The organism is Allosphingosinicella sp. (assembly GCF_036387615.1).
In the GTDB taxonomy this organism is placed as follows: Bacteria; Pseudomonadota; Alphaproteobacteria; order Sphingomonadales; family Sphingomonadaceae; genus Allosphingosinicella.
In genome coordinates, this window is record NZ_DASVTH010000061.1 from 88,533 (window position 1) to 104,842 (window position 16,310).

Genomic DNA, 16,310 nt, shown 5'->3' on the forward strand with positions numbered 1-16,310 from the left:
GGTGACGGCGATGCGGGTGAGAAAAATGGACCTTGAAACGAGAGTTCAGGGTGGCGGGCACATCACGCCGCCCGCTTGAAGTGCCAGCCGATCGTCATGCCGTCGGGCGGGGTCTCGCCGGTGATGACGAGCTGAGTGCTCGGATGTTGACGGGCTGAGCCGTCGATCCAGAGGCTCTCGTCGATGGCAAGCTGGCCGCCGCGGCAGCGGAATTGCCAGACATTGCCGCCCTTGACGCGGAGCAGGGCGCCCTGGCCGTCGGCGGTGCTGGTCACTTCTACGCCGGGAGCAAGGTGGAAGCGGACTGCGAACGGGACTGGGTTGCCGCGACGCTTGCGGCCTGCGGCGAGCAAGACGTCCTCGCCTTCAAGCTCCAGACCGTTGGCGGACAAGGTAAGGCGCCGCTGGTGAGTGAGGGCGAAACGCTTGCAATAGCCGTCATGGCTCGCTTCGACTGTGACTACGCCGCCGGCCTCGTCTCGGGCGAGCTCGACCTGGCTCACGCCTTTGCCGAGGCTGCCGTCTTCCAGGATTGCGGTCGAGTTGCGGTCGCCGAGCGTGAGGGTCGAGTGGGCGGCCGTGTTGCGCAATGCCTGGTTGAGCCCGTGTGAAAGCGCGGTGGTGTCAATGCCAGCGCCGCCGCAGTTGACCACCAGTCGGTGCATGCCGTCGCTGAGTTCGAAGGCGAGCGTCGACGCGCAGCCCCCTTTCAGGGCACGGGCCGGCGGCGGTGGGGCGGCGTCGAACACCATCACGCTGTGCTTGGCCGCCATGCGTTGATAACCCCAGCCCCGCGCCTGGCGAAGCGGGCGGGCAGTCACGCCCGAGCCTTCCACGGCAGCGGCGACGCGGCGGCGGCTCAGCATATTGCCGCCTTGCCAGCTCGACAGAGCCTCGTCCCCGAGCGTCGCGGCGAGCAGCGCGGCAACCGAGCCGGCCAGGGCCTCGCCGAATTCGCCAGGCATTTCCTGCCGGCCGGCGATGTAGGCGGCGCGAAGCTGGCCGAGCAGCTCGACGAGCGCGAGCTGCTCCATCGGAGACCGGCTGGTGATCCCGCCATCTTCGTGCAGAGCGGCGGCGAGCGCCCGGGACAGACCGGCCTCGCCCTTGCCCAGACGCGCCGGGCCGCCCTGGATGACGAGCGCGGACGCGATGACCCCAATCCAGGCGGTGATGCGCGGCAGGCCCGGCGGCGCCTTGTCCGCTCCGCGATCCAGATATCGCGCGCCCCGCGCGAGCGCGTTCAACACGGCCGAGCGGTGCACGAGATCCTTGCGGGACAGGATGTAGGGCGCATAGGCGGCCCAGAAGAGCACACGCTTGCCCCACAGATCGGCCCGCCAGGCTCGTTCGGTGACCTGATCGGCGTGGAGTGCCAGCCAGCGCTGAACGAGATGCTCGGCCAGCCGCGCGCCCTTCTCGCGAGTGGCGGCCGCGGCGAGATCGCGCAGCCAGGCGAAACTTTGCAGATAGTCGGACAGCTGGGGCGAGAAGCGGGGATCGGCGAAGTCGAGCCCCTTGATCGGGTAGCTTTCCCGTCCATGCTGGAGGACGCCGGACAGCAGCGCTTCGCCGACCGCCTTTTCCCCCGCGATCGGGTCCTTCGGAACCGCGAGCAGCTTCAGTGGACACCGGCCACGCAGGCGCATGCCCTGGAACGGCGCGCGCCAGGCGAGGCGGTGAAGCTGGTTCGCCAAGCGTTCAGCGAACGACATCCCCTGAACGTCGCCGGCCCGGATCAGCCGCTTGCCGGGCTCGATCTCCTGCCCATCATAGGTCCGCACCTTCTCCAACAGGCTCATTCTTGCCCCCTCAAGCGCCTGATATTGTCCGCGTAAGCGCCCTGCCCCCCACGGAAGGTCGCGGTGCCGGCGACCAGCACATCGGCGCCGGCATCGACCGCGCGCCGCGCCGTTTCCCGGTCGATGCCGCCGTCCACCTCCAGGTCGATCGGCTTTCCGAGCTTGTCGATCTGCTTGCGGATCGCCTCGATCTTGCGCAACTGGCTGTCGATGAAGCTTTGCCCGCCAAACCCGGGATTGACGCTCATCACGAGCACCAGATCCAGCTCCTCCAGCAGGTAATCGAGCATCTTGGCCGGCGTGGCGGGATTGAGCGAAACGCCGGCGCGCTTGCCGAGCGACTTGATCCGCTGGACGGTTCGATGGAGGTGCGGCCCGGCCTCCGGATGCACCGTGATCGTATCCGCGCCCGCTTCGGCAAACGCATCGAGGAACGGATCGACCGGCGCGATCATCAGGTGGACGTCGAACGGCTTCGAGCTGTGCGGGCGCAGCGCCTTCACCACCGCCGGTCCGATCGTGAGGTTGGGCACGAAATGGCCGTCCATGACATCGACGTGGATCCAGTCGGCACCGGCCGCGTCGATCGCGCGCACTTCCTCGCCCAGCCGCGCGAAGTCCGCGGACAGGATCGAGGAGGCGATGCGGACGGGTTGCTGCACGAGCGAACGTTAACCGGCAGCGAGTCGCGCGGCAAGGAAGCCGGCGAGTTCGCTTCAGCTAATTCTTGTCAACCGGGCGATGAAGAAGCCATCGGCCCCGCCCTGCTCGGCAAAGGTGCCGGGCAGGATGCGGACGGTCCCGTTGTTCGGGCGCATGCCGGGCGGCAGTTCTTCGGGCCGGACAGGATCGAGCGCATAATCCCCGCGTGAGCCAAGGACGGCCGAGAGCACCTGCTCCCCTTCTTCGGGTTCGAGCGAGCACACGGAATAGACCAGGGTTCCGCCGGGCTTCAGCCAGCCGGCGGCGCGGGCCAGCATGGCTTTCTGTCCCTCGGCCAGTTCACGGATGGCGCGGGGACGAACACGGTGGAGCACGTCCGGGTGTCGCCGGAAAATGCCGGTCGCCGAGCAGGGTGCGTCGAGAAGGATCGCGTCGACCTTCTCCGGTGGGCTCCATTTCATCAGGTGGGCGGTGCGGATTTCGGCGTGGAGGCGCGTGCGCTCCAGGTTCTCGCGAAGTCGCGCCAGACGACTTTCCGAGGCGTCGATCGCGGTCACCTGAAAACCGGCGGAGGCCAGCTGCATCGTCTTGCCTCCCGGGGCCGCGCACAAATCCAGCACCCGGCGCCCCTCGCCCGCGCCAAACAGTCGCGCCGGAATTGAGGCTGCGATGTCCTGCACCCACCAATCGCCGCTGCCGTAGCCGCTAAGCCCGGCCACCGCCGTGCCCCGGGCAAGGCGCAGATGACGGGGCATGAAGCTGACGCCCTCCAGGGCCTCAGGCGCCTCATCCTGTGCCAGGACAAGGTCGATCGGCGGGGGCACGCCAATGGCGCGCGACGCTTCCCGAACCACGGCGCTTCCCCAGGCGACCTCCCATCGCTCGGCAACTGCCGATGGAAGGGCTGGAACTTCCGGGAGGGTCGGGTTCCGACGCATCAGCGCGCTGAACACGCCGTGGACAAGCCTGCGCGGGCCGCCATCGACCAACGGAAGGACCGTCGAAATGGCGGCGTGGTGGGGCGTCGACATTGCGAGCGCCTGGACCAGCGCGATGCGCAGCGCGGAGCGGGCCTTGGCATCATCCGGAAGCGGCTTGGCCGTCGCGCTGTCGATCAGGGCATCGAGATCGACGAGGCGGCGCAGGGTCTCTGCGGTGATCGCATGTGCGAAGGCCTTGTCGTCCGGCCGCTCCAGGTCGCGCGTCGCCGTGTCCAGCGCCGCCTCCAGCGGCAGGCCTTTGCGCAGCACCGCATCGAGCAGTCGCAGGGCGGCGCGGCGAGAGCCGGTGCCCGCTGGTTCCTGGATCTTCATCTTGCGCCAGCCCTTCGGGCTTCCGAGATGATGCGGCAAGCGATTAGGAGGGAAAGAAGTGGCCGAACGTCCAGCCCAACTCAAGCCACCCGCCAACTTGTCCAAGAGTCCGCCGGTGCCGGAGCCCGGCCCAGCCCGCGAGACCGACGAGCATGGCGGTCCAAAGGGCCAGGAGCCGACCCGTTACGGCGACTGGGAGAATAACGGCATCGCCTGGGACTTCTAAAGGCCTTCCGCCCGAAGCGGACGCGCCAGCAGGCGTTCCACGATCTCATCGACTGCGGACCCACCATCGAGGAGATCGCTCACCGCCTCGACGATCGGCATGTCGACGCCTGCCTCTCTTGCGGCGCGGCGCAGCACAGGAGCCGTATGAGCGCCTTCCGCCACCGTGCGGCGATCGGCCAGGAGTTCGCTGGCGGAGCGGCCTTGGCCCAAGCCCACGCCGAGACTGAAATTGCGCGAGCTGGTGGACGAGCAGGTGAGGACGAGATCGCCCAGCCCCGACAAGCCCGCCAGGGTCTCCGCGCGCGCGCCGCGGGCCAGGCCAAAACGGGTCATCTCCGCGAAGCCGCGGGAGATGAGGGCGGCACGCGCGTTCTGGCCGAGGCCGCGTCCCTCCACCACGCCGCAAGCGATGGCGAGCACGTTCTTGACCGCACCGCCGATCTCCGCGCCGACGACGTCGTTTGAAAGATAGGGGCGGAAGGCGGGTCGGGCCAGCCGCGCGCGAAGTCGCTCCCCGATTGCGATGTCCTGGACCGCAAGAGTGACGGCGGCGGGCATGCCCGCCGCCACCTCGTGGGCGAAGGTGGGGCCGGACAGCACTGCGATCGGCGCGCGCGGCTGCTCCTCGACAGCAACCTCGTGCATCAGCTTCGTGGAAGCCTCCTCCATGCCTTTCGCGCACAGGATCACAGGTGTCTGGATTTGCGGGAGGGCAGCCAGGGTGGCGCGGAGATGCTGGGCAGGGGTGACGGCGAGAAGCGCATCGCAGGTGGCGAGCTCGGCCAGGTCGCCGGTTGCACGGACTTGGGTGGTCAGCCTCAAGCCCGGGAGAAAGGTCCGGTTCTCGCCGTGCTCGTTGATGTCGGCGACGACCTCCGGCTCGCGCGCCCAGAGCAGAACCGGTTCGCCCCCCGCCGCGGCCACTTGGGCAAGCGCCGTGCCCCAGGCGCCGCCCCCGATCACGCCGACCTTCATGCCTTGACGCCGGCGCCGCGCGCCCGCTCGGCGTCAGGATCCAGCGGCCAGCGGGCACGGGCGGGCGCATCGAGTTCATCGACCAGCCCGACTTCGAAGCGCAACGCGCCCGCCCAGGCGATCATCGCGGCATTGTCCGTGCACAGCCAGAGCGGCGGCGCGACGAAGGGAAGATCGCTGGACGCCGCAAGCCGGGTCAGGGCGGAGCGCACCGCGCCGTTGGCCGCGACGCCGCCGGCTACGACCAGAGCCGTCGCGCCTTGCGCTTTGGCAAGCGCGCGCTCCGTTCGATCAACCAGGCAGTCCACCACCGCTTGCTGAAACGAGGCGGCGATGTCGTTCGCGGCGTACTGGCCGGAATCGCGCGCCCGCAGGACGGCGCCCTTGAGCCCGGCGAAAGAGAAATGCGGCTCCGCCGAGCGGATCAGCGGCCGCGGCAGCGGCACCGCTCGGGCATCGCCGGACACGGCGGCTCGCTCGACGGCAGGCCCGCCGGGGAAGCCAAGACCGAGCAGCTTTGCGGTCTTGTCGAACGCTTCCCCCGCCGCATCGTCGATCGTGGTGGCGAGGCGCCGGTATCGGCCCACGCCTTCCACGAACAGCAACTGGCAATGGCCTCCGGATACAAGCAGCAGCAGATAGGGAAATCGAAGATCCGGCTGGCTCAGCATCGGCGAGAGCGCGTGACCTTCCAGATGATTGAGCGCGATCAGCGGCTTGCCCGCGGCCAGCGCCAATCCCTTCGCCGTGACAAGGCCCACCATGACGCCACCGATCAGGCCTGGGCCGGCCGTTGCGGCGATCGCGTCGACCTGATCGAGGCCGACTCCGGCGTCCGCCAGCGCGCCTTTGATCAGCTCCGGCAGTATCTCGACATGAGCCCGCGCGGCGATCTCCGGTACCACGCCTCCAAACGGCCGATGCGCCGCCTCCTGCCCCGCCAATCGATGGGCAAGCACCTCCCGGTCGGAGGTGACCAGTGCCGCCGCGGTCTCGTCGCAGCTGGATTCGATGCCGAGGATCAGGCTCACCGCCTTTCCTCTATCGACGCTTGCCGGTAGGGCAAGCGCCGCATGATCAACCCCGTCCGCATCGGCACTCGCGCCTCTCCACTGGCCTTGAAGCAAGCGCGCATGGTCGCGGAGGCGCTCCGCAACGCCCACGGCTGGGGGCCCGAATGGATCGAGATCGTGCCGATCACCACGACCGGTGACGTCATTCAGGATCGGCCCTTGGCCGAGGTCGGCGGCAAAGGGCTCTGGACCAAGGAGCTGGACCGCGCGCTGGCCGAGGGCCGCACGGACTTGTCGGTCCACTCGATGAAGGACGTCGAGACGATCCGGCCGGAGGAACTGGTGATCGAGGCGATGCTGCCGCGCGCTGACGTGCGCGACCGACTGATCGGGGCGGAGAGCATCGACGCGCTGCCCCATTGGGCCCGGGTGGGCACCTCGTCACCACGGCGCACCGCGCAGCTGCTGTCCCGCCGGCCCGACCTCAACATCGTTTCCATCCGGGGCAATGTCGCGACACGCCTGCGCCGGGTCGAGATGGGCGAGGCGGACGCGACCCTGCTGGCCGCCGCCGGACTGGAACGGCTCGGCCAAGGCAGCGTCGGAACGGTCATCGACGACATGCTCCCGGCGCCGGCGCAGGGCGCGATCGGGATCGAGGTGGCGGCTGCCAACACGCGCGTTCGCAAGCTGGTGAGGGCAATTGACGATCGGCCCACTCACATCTGTGTCGCAGCCGAGCGGCGTCTGCTCGAAGGCTTGGGTGGCGGCTGCCGCTCTCCCGTCGCCGGCCTGGCCACGCTGGACGGGGAGGCGATCCTGCTGAGGGCGGAGATTCTGACCAATGACGGCAGCGAATTCGAAGCAGCTGAAATCGGTTTCTCTGCGGAAAACCGGGAGGCGCCGCTCTCGCTCGCGCGTCATCTGCTGAAGCAGGCGTCCCCTGCCCTGCGCGCGCTGTTCGACGGAGAAGCATCGTCCTGCTGATCCTGCGGCCGGAGCCCGGCGCCAGCGCGACGGCTGGCCGGGCCCGAGCGCTCGGGCTGGAGGCGATCGCCACTCCTTTGTTCCAGGTGCGACCGGTCGAATGGACCGCGCCCGACCCGTCGAGCTTCGATGCGCTGCTTCTGACGAGCGGGAATGCTCCAACCTATGCCGGCCCGCCGCTGCAGCTTTACGGTGCTCTGCCCTGCTACTGTGTTGGTGAGGCGACCGCCTCCGCTGCTCGCGAAGCGGGGCTCGACCGGTTGAGGGTAGGCGCACGCGATGGCGTGGCCCTGCTCGAGATGATGGCGACCGACGGCATCCGCACCGCGCTGCACCTCTGTGGGCGCGATCACCTCCCGCTCACCCACCCGTTCATCCGACTGGATCGCCGCATCGTTTATGCTGCCGAACCAATCGCGGAGTTCGCCCCCGACACGCTTCAGGCGCTCGCGGCAGGTGCGCTGCCCTTGATCCACTCGCCACGAGCCGCCCGGGTTTTCGCGGAGCTTTTCGACAGGGCTGGTCTCGTGCGCGCGGCTTTCTCGGTCGCCGCGATCAGCCCTGCCGCCGCGCAGGCGCTCGGCGCGGGCTGGCGAAGCGCCTCGGCGGCGGCTTCCCCGCGCGACGAGGCATTGCTGGAGCTTGCGGCCAAGCTGTGCCAGACTGATCCGATCGGCGGTGCGGACTATCACGAATGAGCGTTGATCATGTGAACACGGACGGGGCGATCCGGCGCAAGCGGCCAGTGCTCGTCACCTTTTTGCTGCCACTGTTGGCGTTCCTCGCCGGTCTCGCCGCGATGGGCTGGCTGCTGTCGCAGTGGGATGCGGCGGCCGCTTATCTGGGCATCGCTCCGCCCCCGGTCGTGCAACAGCCGGCGGCCGTGTTGCGCCTTCCCGCGGCTCCCGCGCCGGCGCCCGCGACCGCGGAGATGCCTTCCGGCCCCACGCAACGGCTGGTGATCGATCCGGAGACGACGCGGCGGGTCAACCGGCTGGAGCAGCGCCTTACCGAGATCGCCCAGCAATCAAGCTCAGCTGCCGGAAATGCAGATCGCGCGGAGGGCTTGTTGGTGGCGTTCGCCGCGCGGCGCGCGCTCGATCGCGGCGTCGGCCTTGGCTATATTGAAGGGCTGCTCAGCCAGCGCTTCGGCGACACGCAGCGGCCCGCGGTTGCGACCATCATCACCGCCGCGCGCCAGCCTGTCACGCTGGAGGAACTGCAAGCGGGACTCAAGGAAGCCGGCCCGGAGCTGGTTGGCGGGGGCCCGGACCAGGATTGGTGGGCTGCGCTGAAGCACGAGCTGGCCGGGCTGGTGATCGTCCGGCGCGCCGGTGCTCCGTCCACCCTGCCCAGCGAGCGGCTGGAGCGCGCGAGGCGACGACTTGACGCGGGCCAGGTGGATGTCGCGCTTGCCGAGGTGCTGCGGATGCCGGGCCAGCAATCGGCCAGTGAATGGATCGGCAAGGCGCGCCGCTATGTTTCGGCTCGCCGCGCCCTCGATACGATCGAAACCGCCGCCCTGCTCGATCCGCTCAATCCGCCCCAGCCCGCCGCCGCCGGACAAGCGCGCCTGTCGGCAGCACCGAGGCAACCCTCCGCCTGAATTTGAGCAGCGCGCAGGAGCGACCGAGCTCGGCGGGCACCACGCATCGAGTGACCTCGTAACCGGGAGACTGCGCGGCGTTGTACCTGGCAACGCCCAGGCGAGGTGCCGGTGACTGACCAGCTGACCTACTGGTAAAACTGGAGCGGGCGAAGGGATTCGAACCCTCGACCCCAACCTTGGCAAGGTTGTGCTCTACCCCTGAGCTACGCCCGCTCGGCGGACCGCGCCGCGCTGGGCGGGCGATCAAGGTGGCGGGCGGTTAGCATGGGCTCCCAGGGCCCGCAAGCCCCATCCGCGGCTCTTGGCAGACCGGGCGCTCTTCCCACATAGGCAGCGAAGTCGAAGCTGCGGAGCGTGGAAACAGTGGCCACTTTGGGAATGAGCGCCGTCGAGCGCGACGCGCTGGATCAGTTCAAGCGCGACGTGATCGAGCCTTCGATGACGTCGCTCGTGATCGTGGATTTCTGGGCCGAATGGTGCGGGCCGTGCAAGCAGCTTGGCCCCGTCCTGGAGAAAGTGGCGGCGGATTACGCGGCCAAGGGCGTCAAGCTGGTCAAGGTCGACGTCGACAAGAACAAGATGATCGCCGCCCAGTTCAGGGTGCAGTCGATTCCAACCGTATACGCGGTTTTCCAGGGCACTCTGGTGGCGGATCTCACTCCCGCGCGCACCGAAGGGCAGCTTGTCCGAGCGCTCGACCAGATCCTGGGGCAACTGCCGGTCCAAGGCGAAGAGCAACAGCGCGAGGCGGAGATCGAGCCGCTAATCGCGATGGGCGAAGAAGTGCTGGCCGGCGGAGATGCGCCAAGGGCGGTCAATATCTTCGAGCAGATACTCGACATGGCGCCCGACAACCCGGCAATCATCGCCGGCCTTGCCCGCGCGCTGATCGCGGCGGGCAAGGCCGAGGAGGCCCGCGAGCTGCTGGGGAGCGTTCCGGAAAAGCTGTCCGCCGATTCCGCCATCACCCAGGCCAGATCGGCGCTCGCGATTGCCGAGATCGCGCCGGCCAGTGCGGATACGGCGCGATATGAGCAGCGGATCGCGCACGACCCCGATGATCATGAAGCCAGGTACGAACTGGCTGGCGCACTGATGGCAGCGGGGGATCGCGACCGGGCGGCCGACGCGCTGCTGGAGAGCATCCGGCGTGACCGCGACTGGAACGAGGGCGCCGCGCGCAAGCGGCTGCTCCAGTTCATGGAGGCGATTGGGCTCGAGGACCCCTGGGCCTCCGCGCAGCGCCGGCGACTGTCCGCGATCCTCTTCACCTGATGGCTAAGCTCTCCTGATGGGGCGCGCGGTCCCGATCCGGGTGCCGATCTTCCCGCTCGCCGGGGCTTTGCTCTTTCCGCGCGCGCAATTGCCGCTGCACATCTTCGAACAACGCTATCGAGCGATGGTGCGCGACGCGCTCGCCAGCGACCGCCTGATCGCAATGATCCAGCCCAAGGACGAGACAACAGTGCCGCGGCTTTTCGAAGTCGGCTGCATCGGCCGGATCATCGCCTCGGAAGAGCTGGAGGATGGCCGCTTCAATATCGTGCTGGCGGGCGTCAGCCGCTTTCGCCTGATCGAGGAGATTCAGGTCTCGACTTCCTATCGCCAGGTCGATGCGGATCGATCCGGCTTCGACGACGATGCTGAGCCCGACCCGCTTGGAATTGCGCAGCGGGCTGAGCTGGAGCGCGAAGCGCGACGTTATGCCGATGCGCTCGGCTATGGCGTGGATTGGGAGGCGGTCGCCAGGCTCGACGATGAGATGCTGGTCAACGGTATCGCCCAGATCGCGCCGCTGGACGCCGGCTCCAAGCAGGCGCTGCTAGAGGTCGCGGACATTGCCGGGCGGGCCGACCTGCTGGTCCAGTTCATGCAGTTCCAGCGCATGCTTCCGGGCGGCGCCGATGGGCCGGGCACTTTGCAATGAGCCTTGATCCGGCCCTTCTATCCAAGCTGGTCTGCCCGGTGACGCGAACGCCTTTGCGATATGACGAGGAGCGACAGGAACTCGTGTCCGACGCCGCAGCGCTGGCCTATCCGGTTCGGGACGGCGTGCCGGTGATGCTGGTCGATCAAGCACGCCGGCTGGGCGCGGAGGAGACGGAACATGGCCGATGAGGACGACGGTTTCGATCCGACCGATCCATATAATCGCGAGGCGCAGACGTTTCCCAAGCTGAGTGGGGAGCACGTCGACCGGGTTTCCGCCTTCGGCTCGGTCGAGAGCTTCCCCGCCGGCACATCGCTGTTCACGCGCGGTGACCGCAGCGTCGATTTCTACGTCGTGGTCGAAGGATCCGTCGAGATCACGGACGCGGGCACCACCGGGGCCGAAAAGGTGATCCACGTTCATCGCGACCGACAGTTCACCGGCGAACTCGACCTGTTCAACAACCGCGAGATCCTGGTCAGCGGGCGCACGGGGGAGGACAGCCGCATCATCCGGGTGCCGCGCGCCACTTTCCCGCGGATGATCGAGGCCGAGCCGGACATCGGCGAGATCATCATGCGTGCTTTCATTCTGCGGCGCGTTGGGCTGATGCGCTATGCCCAGGGCGGGGTGGTCCTGATCGGCTCGTCCCATTCGGGCGACACGCTGCGCATCCAGCGCTTCCTGTCGCGCAACGGCTACCCGCACCGCATGCTCGACACCGACCAGGATCCCGATGCCGGCGGCATGATCACCTGCCTCAAGGTCCAACCGGAAGAGCTTCCGGTGGTGGTCCTTCCCGACAAGGCGTTCCTGCGCAATCCCACCACGCCGGCACTGGCCGATGCGATCGGCCTCACCGAGAGCTTCGACCCGGACCATGTCTACGATCTGACGGTGGTCGGCGCCGGGCCGGCAGGGCTCGCCGCCGCGGTCTACGGGGCGTCGGAGGGGCTCGACACAATCGTGATCGAGCCGCTCGCGCCCGGTGGCCAGGCGGGCACCAGTTCCAAAATCGAGAATTATCTCGGCTTCCCGACCGGCATCTCGGGCCAGGCTCTGGCGGGACGCGCCCAGGTGCAGGCCCAGAAATTCGGCGCTCGGCTCGCCATATCCCGCAGAGCCGCATCAATCGATTGCGATCGAAGTCCGTTCTGCGTCGAAATGGAGGACGGCCAGCGCATCTCCACCCGATCGATCATCATCGCGACGGGCGCGCGTTACCGCAAGCTCGACCTGCCCAACTACGACAGGTTCGAGGGCCAGGGGATCCACTATGCGGCAACCTGGATCGAGGGGAATCTCTGCGCGAACGAGGAGGTTATCGTCGTCGGCGGCGGCAATTCGGCTGGGCAGGCGGCGGTCTTCCTGTCGCGGCAGGCGCGACATGTTCACATGATGGTGCGCGGCGAAGGCCTGGCGGCGACCATGTCAGACTACCTGATCCAGCGAATCGAGGCGTCTCCAAAAATCACCTTACACTCTCATACGGAGATTACCGCGCTTGAAGGCGAGCGGACGCTGCAGCGCGTGACCTGGACCAACCGCGCGAGTGGTGACAGCGAGACTCGGACGATCGGCAATATCTTCGTGATGATCGGGGCGATCCCCAACACCGACTGGCTGGACGGGTGCGTGCCGCTGGATCGGGGCGGCTTCGTTGTGACGGGCCGTGATGGAAAGGGAATGGCACTGCCCTCCCCCTATGCAACCGAGCGACTGGGCATCTTCGCGGTTGGCGATGTCAGATCGGGATCAACGAAAAGGGTCGCGTCGGGAGTCGGCGAAGGATCCGTGGTCGTGTCGGCCGTCCACACCTACCTGGCCGACATCGAGAAAGTGCAGTGACGCTTGGCTTCTCTCTGCCGGGAGAAGCTTAGACGGTGATGCCCCGCAGCAGCAGCGGCAACTCCCCGCTCTCGCCGCGCGCTTCCTGCATGAACAGGCTCTTGAGCGGCGCGATGCGCTGAACCGCGCCAAGCCCGAACCGACGGATTGCTGATGCAGTGCGGCCGGGAATGCCGAACAATCGCGTGAGGCCGTCAGTCGCGAAGGCCACCAGGAAGGTGTCGAGGCTGCGCCAGCGCTCGTAGCGGGCCAGCAGCTGTGCGTCCCCGAGATCGAGGCCGAGGCGGGCACCTTCGACAAGCACCTGTGTCAGCACGGCGGCGTCCCGAAACCCGAGATTGAGGCCCTGGCCCGCGATCGGGTGGATGCCATGCGCGGCGTCGCCGGCCAGCACGAGACGCTCGCCCGTAACTGTCGCCGCGTGGTGGAAGCCGAGCGGATAGCTCGCCCGGGGTCCTGCCAAACGAACAGCGCCGAGGAAGCCGCCCATCCTCGTCTGCAGTTCCGCGGCGAGGGCGCGGTCGGGCAGGTCCAGGATTGCGGCGGCGTCGCGTTGCGGAACCGACCATACGATCGCGGATCGCGTTCCGGGCAGCATCGGCAGGATCGCGAACGGGCCGCTCGGATAGAAGATCTCGTACGCCACGTTTCCGTGGTGCCGCTCATGCTCCACCGTGGCGACGATCGCCTGATGATCGTAGCTCCACCGGGCCAGGGGGATCTGCGCGGCTTCGCGGGTCGGCGAGTTGCGCCCTTCCGCGCCGATCAGCAGTGGCGCCGTGAGCAGGCGGCTGTCCTCAAGTGCAACCCGCACCCCACTTGCGTCCCGGACCACTTCCGCTGCGCGGGCAGGCATGAGAAGGGTGACATTCTCCGCGGCCTGCGCCGTCTCCCGCAGTGCGCGTCGCAGGTGGCGGTTTTCGAACATGATGCCGAGCGGGTCTTCGACGCTCGCCTCGCCAGGCCCTGCATCGAACCGGGCCCCGCCGGGGCCCAGACCATCGCTGACCCGGATCGATCCGATCGGGCAACCCTGGCCCCCCAGCCGCTCGGCGACCCCGATCGCCTCCAGCATCCGCCACGATGCGCTGGCCACCGCAGTGGCGCGTCCATCATATTGCGGAGCCGCGACTTTTTCAGGATCGGCGGGGTCTACGACAATGCTGGACAGGCCATGCCGGTCCAGCGCGACCGCCAGAGTGAGGCCCACAAGACCCCCGCCGAGGATGATCACGTCAGCCCGTTCCATTTTCTCGGCTTAGCGATGCAACGGCGCAACGCCAAGCGGCCCTCCGCCGCTTGACCGCGGAGTCCGCGCACATGCATGATAACCATCGGAACATACGGGGGCCGGGGTGATGGCGACACGGGCAGTAATCACGGACCGCGGAACGCGGCTTGCCGAATGGCGGGACGGCGTCAAGCGCGGTGCGAAACGGTCCGGCACCCTGCTCGGCGGCGCAAGCCTGGTCGTGGCCGGGCTGATCATTCTGATCGCGCTCGCCAGCTATCGGCCGAGCGATCCCTCGTTCAACACCGCCGCGGCGGGGCCCGTCGGCAACTGGATGGGCTGGTTCGGCGCTTACGGGTCGGACCTGTTGCTCAGCTTGTGGGGCCCAGGATCGGGCCTGCTGGTCCCGCTCGCCTTTGTACTGGGGCTGCGGCTCGCCCGCGGCACCGACACCGGGCGCTGGGGCCGCTCGCTCGCTTTGACCCTGCTCGGCATCATCTTCGCCGGCACCGGCGGCGCTCTATTGTTCGGCGGTGCGGTCAACGGGCTCCCGGCCGGGTGGGGCGGGGCTTTCGGCCTCAGCTTCGGCAAGCTGATCGAATGGGGGCTCCATTCGATCGCCCAGCCCGACGTCGCGGACCCGCTCCGCATTGTGACGATCTCGCTCGCCTGGTTGGCCGGCGCGTTCCTGCTTTACCTTGGCCTGGGCCTGCGCGCGGAGGAGCGGCAGTGGATCGCGAGCCGCCGTCTTGCCCTGCCCAAGCTGCCGCAACGCAATCGCCTGGCGCCGGATGAGCCTGCCACCGCCGCCTTGCCGGATTTCGACGACGAAGCGGAAGAAACGGAAGAGCCCGCGCAAACACGCGCCCGTACACCGCTCATCACGGCGCCGGAGCCACGCACCGTGATCGCCGACCGCGTCCGACCGGAAGCCAACAAGCGCCCGCAGCGCGAGCGGCAGCCTTCGCTCGCGCTCGGCGACGCCTATCAGCTCCCCACGCTGGACCTGCTGGCTCCGCCTCCGCCCCCGGTCAGCGGGCAACTCGACAAAGCGGGCCTCGAGCGCAATGCGCGGCTGCTCGAATCCGTGCTGGAGGACTTCTCGGTCAAGGGCGAGATCGTCGAGATCCGTCCCGGCCCGGTCGTTACCATGTACGAATTGGAGCCGGTCAGCGGCATCAAGGCGAGCCGGGTGATCCAGCTTGCCGACGATATTGCCCGCAACATGTCTGCGCTTTCCGCGCGCGTGGCGACCATTCCCGGCCGCAGCGTGATCGGCATCGAATTGCCCAACGCCAAGCGCGAAATGGTGTCGCTGTCCGAGCTGATCGCAAGCGACGCGTTCGAGGACCAGCAAGCGTCCCTGCCGCTGATCCTGGGCAAGAACATCGCCGGCGATCCGGTCGTCGCCGATCTTGCGCCGATGCCGCATCTGCTCGTCGCCGGCACCACCGGGTCGGGCAAGTCGGTCGGCCTCAACTGCATGATCCTGTCCTTGCTCTACCGGCTGACCCCGGACCAGTGCCGGATGATCATGATCGATCCCAAGATGCTCGAGCTCAGCATCTACGAGGACATTCCGCACCTGCTCTCGCCGGTCGTGACGGAACCCGCCAAGGCGATCCGGGCGCTGAAATGGACGGTCGAGCAGATGGAGGATCGTTATCGCATGATGGCGTCCGTGGGCGTGCGGGCGCTGTCCTCGTTCAACGCCAAGGTGCGCGAGTCCAAGGCCAAGGGCCAGCCGCTCGGCCGCAAGGTGCAGACCGGCTACGACCAGGAAAGCGGCCAGCCGACCTACGAGATGGAGGAGCTGGACTACGAGGTCCTGCCGCAGATCGTCGTCATCATCGACGAGCTGGCCGATCTGATGATGACGGCCGGCAAGGAAGTCGAGTTCCTGATCCAGCGCCTCGCCCAGAAGGCGCGCGCGGCGGGCATCCACCTCATCATGGCGACGCAGCGGCCATCGGTCGACGTCATTACCGGCGTCATCAAGGCCAATCTGCCTACCCGGATCTCCTTCTCGGTGACCTCGAAGATCGACAGCCGCACCATTCTCGGCGAACAGGGCGCGGAGCAGCTGCTCGGCAAGGGCGACATGCTCTACATGCCCGGCGGCAAGCAGATCGCCCGCGTCCATGGACCGTTCGTGTCGGACGAGGAGGTCCGCGCCGTCGCGGATTTCTGGCGCGGGCAAGGCCATCCCGATTACGTGAAGTCCGTCACGGAGGAGCCGGAAGACGGCGGCTACATGTTCGAAGGCCAGCCTACCGGCGACGAGGATGCCGAGACCCAGCTCTACCGCAAAGCGGTTCAGGTCGTTGCGGAGAGCCAGAAGGCGTCCACCTCCTATCTCCAGCGCCAACTCCGGGTCGGCTACAACAATGCCGCGCGCCTGATCGAGCGCATGGAAAAGGACGGCAAAGTCTCCGTCCCCGACCATGTTGGCCGGCGCGAAGTGCTGATCGATCCGGACGGCCACGCCATCTGATCAACTCGACTCGGTTTGGGCACGGTCCGACTCGGCGGCGCTATCCAGCGGGAACCGAGCGGCTAAGCTGGTTTCCGGAGTGGCGTGGGGCGTAAAGGGGCACTCCGGACAAAGCCGAAGGGGCGGCAAGTGGCTTTCGGAAAGCCGCCTCCAGTGAAGCACTGTCCGGAGCAACCTTCCTGGAAGGCCGAGCCGTCCACATCCCGCAAAGCTGAAC

15 protein-coding genes and 1 tRNA gene are annotated in these 16,310 nt (G+C 67.8%); 9 read left to right on the forward strand and 7 right to left on the reverse strand.

Features of this window, described 5'->3' with window-relative positions; genetic code table 11:
* Positions 1 to 62: 62 nt before the first annotated feature.
* Genes VF631_RS13585 through VF631_RS13595 form a run of 3 tightly spaced genes read right to left on the reverse strand, consistent with a single transcriptional unit; the run spans position 63 to position 3,778 of the window.
* Positions 63 to 1,802 carry a heparinase II/III family protein gene (locus VF631_RS13585; protein WP_431850854.1) on the reverse strand — a complete coding sequence of 580 codons (1,740 nt, stop codon included), beginning with the start codon at positions 1,800 to 1,802 and terminating at the stop codon, positions 63 to 65.
* Positions 1,799 to 2,464 (reverse strand): ribulose-phosphate 3-epimerase, encoded by a 666-nt coding sequence (rpe, locus tag VF631_RS13590; protein WP_431850855.1) that lies wholly within the window; start codon positions 2,462 to 2,464, stop codon positions 1,799 to 1,801. Before rpe ends, VF631_RS13585 begins: the two co-directional genes overlap by 4 nt.
* A 54-nt stretch (positions 2,465 to 2,518) precedes the next feature.
* Entirely contained in the window at positions 2,519 to 3,778 is a 1,260-nt protein-coding gene (locus tag VF631_RS13595; protein ID WP_431850856.1) for an RsmB/NOP family class I SAM-dependent RNA methyltransferase, read from the reverse strand.
* 58 nt (positions 3,779 to 3,836) lie between these two features.
* Between VF631_RS13595 and VF631_RS13600 the strand changes: the two genes are divergently transcribed.
* Positions 3,837 to 4,004 carry a DUF1674 domain-containing protein gene (locus VF631_RS13600; protein ID WP_431850857.1) on the forward strand — a complete coding sequence of 56 codons (168 nt, stop codon included), beginning with the start codon at positions 3,837 to 3,839 and terminating at the stop codon, positions 4,002 to 4,004.
* Here VF631_RS13600 and VF631_RS13605 read toward each other — a convergent pair.
* Both VF631_RS13605 and tsaD read right to left on the reverse strand, forming a co-directional pair.
* On the reverse strand, positions 4,001 to 4,981 hold the full coding sequence (locus VF631_RS13605; RefSeq protein ID WP_431850858.1) for an NAD(P)H-dependent glycerol-3-phosphate dehydrogenase: 981 nt from the start codon (positions 4,979 to 4,981) through the stop codon (positions 4,001 to 4,003). The two genes, VF631_RS13600 and VF631_RS13605, sit on opposite strands and share 4 nt — an antisense overlap.
* The gene (gene tsaD, locus VF631_RS13610) at positions 4,978 to 6,012 is read right to left on the reverse strand and encodes a tRNA (adenosine(37)-N6)-threonylcarbamoyltransferase complex transferase subunit TsaD (protein ID WP_431850859.1); all 1,035 of its coding nucleotides are present in this window, start codon (positions 6,010 to 6,012) and stop codon (positions 4,978 to 4,980) included. Before tsaD ends, VF631_RS13605 begins: the two co-directional genes overlap by 4 nt.
* A gap of 42 nt (positions 6,013 to 6,054) precedes the next feature.
* On the opposite strand from tsaD, the gene hemC reads away from it, so the two are divergent.
* From hemC to VF631_RS13625, 3 genes are read left to right on the forward strand one after another with little or no spacing between them, the layout of a single operon-like run.
* Positions 6,055 to 6,981 carry a hydroxymethylbilane synthase gene (gene hemC, locus VF631_RS13615; RefSeq protein WP_431850860.1) on the forward strand — a complete coding sequence of 309 codons (927 nt, stop codon included), beginning with the start codon at positions 6,055 to 6,057 and terminating at the stop codon, positions 6,979 to 6,981.
* A 2-nt stretch (positions 6,982 to 6,983) separates the two neighbouring features.
* Entirely contained in the window at positions 6,984 to 7,679 is a 696-nt protein-coding gene (locus tag VF631_RS13620) for a uroporphyrinogen-III synthase (protein ID WP_431850887.1), read from the forward strand.
* The gene (locus VF631_RS13625; RefSeq protein ID WP_431850861.1) at positions 7,676 to 8,587 is read left to right on the forward strand and encodes a hypothetical protein; all 912 of its coding nucleotides are present in this window, start codon (positions 7,676 to 7,678) and stop codon (positions 8,585 to 8,587) included. Before VF631_RS13620 ends, VF631_RS13625 begins: the two co-directional genes overlap by 4 nt.
* 141 nt (positions 8,588 to 8,728) lie before the next feature.
* Here the strand turns inward: VF631_RS13625 and VF631_RS13630 are convergent.
* A tRNA-Gly gene (locus VF631_RS13630) sits at positions 8,729 to 8,803 on the reverse strand.
* Between the two features lie 165 nt (positions 8,804 to 8,968).
* On the opposite strand from VF631_RS13630, the gene VF631_RS13635 reads away from it, so the two are divergent.
* From VF631_RS13635 to VF631_RS13650, 4 genes are read left to right on the forward strand one after another with little or no spacing between them, the layout of a single operon-like run.
* Positions 8,969 to 9,865, forward strand: coding sequence for a tetratricopeptide repeat protein (locus VF631_RS13635; RefSeq protein WP_431850862.1), 897 nt, complete (start codon positions 8,969 to 8,971; stop codon positions 9,863 to 9,865).
* A gap of 16 nt (positions 9,866 to 9,881) precedes the next feature.
* The gene (locus tag VF631_RS13640) at positions 9,882 to 10,517 is read left to right on the forward strand and encodes an LON peptidase substrate-binding domain-containing protein (protein WP_431850863.1); all 636 of its coding nucleotides are present in this window, start codon (positions 9,882 to 9,884) and stop codon (positions 10,515 to 10,517) included.
* A complete protein-coding gene (locus tag VF631_RS13645; RefSeq protein WP_431850864.1) occupies positions 10,514 to 10,708 on the forward strand; it encodes a Trm112 family protein in 195 nt (64 codons plus the stop codon). The genes VF631_RS13640 and VF631_RS13645 overlap by 4 nt, the downstream gene beginning before the upstream one ends.
* Positions 10,698 to 12,368, forward strand: a complete 1,671-nt coding sequence (locus tag VF631_RS13650) for an FAD-dependent oxidoreductase (protein WP_431850865.1) — start codon at positions 10,698 to 10,700, stop codon at positions 12,366 to 12,368. The genes VF631_RS13645 and VF631_RS13650 overlap by 11 nt, the downstream gene beginning before the upstream one ends.
* A gap of 28 nt (positions 12,369 to 12,396) precedes the next feature.
* On the opposite strand, the gene VF631_RS13655 is transcribed toward VF631_RS13650, so the two are convergent.
* Positions 12,397 to 13,617 (reverse strand): UbiH/UbiF/VisC/COQ6 family ubiquinone biosynthesis hydroxylase, encoded by a 1,221-nt coding sequence (locus VF631_RS13655; RefSeq protein ID WP_431850866.1) that lies wholly within the window; start codon positions 13,615 to 13,617, stop codon positions 12,397 to 12,399.
* A 109-nt stretch (positions 13,618 to 13,726) separates the two neighbouring features.
* On the opposite strand from VF631_RS13655, the gene VF631_RS13660 reads away from it, so the two are divergent.
* Positions 13,727 to 16,093 (forward strand): DNA translocase FtsK, encoded by a 2,367-nt coding sequence (locus tag VF631_RS13660; protein WP_431850867.1) that lies wholly within the window; start codon positions 13,727 to 13,729, stop codon positions 16,091 to 16,093.
* Positions 16,094 to 16,310 lie beyond the last annotated feature (217 nt).

Excerpts from the sequence above, each read along its gene's own strand:
- VF631_RS13585 (WP_431850854.1), bottom strand. The coding sequence starts at position 1,802 with ATGAGCCTGTTGGAGAAGGTGCGGACCTATGATGGGCAGGAGATCGAG.
- VF631_RS13595 (WP_431850856.1), bottom strand. The coding sequence starts at position 3,778 with ATGAAGATCCAGGAACCAGCGGGCACCGGCTCTCGCCGCGCCGCCCTG.
- VF631_RS13605 (WP_431850858.1), bottom strand. The coding sequence starts at position 4,981 with ATGAAGGTCGGCGTGATCGGGGGCGGCGCCTGGGGCACGGCGCTTGCC.
- hemC (WP_431850860.1), top strand. The coding sequence starts at position 6,055 with ATGATCAACCCCGTCCGCATCGGCACTCGCGCCTCTCCACTGGCCTTG.
- VF631_RS13625 (WP_431850861.1), top strand. The coding sequence starts at position 7,676 with ATGAGCGTTGATCATGTGAACACGGACGGGGCGATCCGGCGCAAGCGG.
- VF631_RS13635 (WP_431850862.1), top strand. The coding sequence starts at position 8,969 with ATGAGCGCCGTCGAGCGCGACGCGCTGGATCAGTTCAAGCGCGACGTG.
- VF631_RS13640 (WP_431850863.1), top strand. The coding sequence starts at position 9,882 with ATGGGGCGCGCGGTCCCGATCCGGGTGCCGATCTTCCCGCTCGCCGGG.
- VF631_RS13645 (WP_431850864.1), top strand. The coding sequence starts at position 10,514 with ATGAGCCTTGATCCGGCCCTTCTATCCAAGCTGGTCTGCCCGGTGACG.
- VF631_RS13650 (WP_431850865.1), top strand. The coding sequence starts at position 10,698 with ATGGCCGATGAGGACGACGGTTTCGATCCGACCGATCCATATAATCGC.
- VF631_RS13655 (WP_431850866.1), bottom strand. The coding sequence starts at position 13,617 with ATGGAACGGGCTGACGTGATCATCCTCGGCGGGGGTCTTGTGGGCCTC.
- VF631_RS13660 (WP_431850867.1), top strand. The coding sequence starts at position 13,727 with ATGGCGACACGGGCAGTAATCACGGACCGCGGAACGCGGCTTGCCGAA.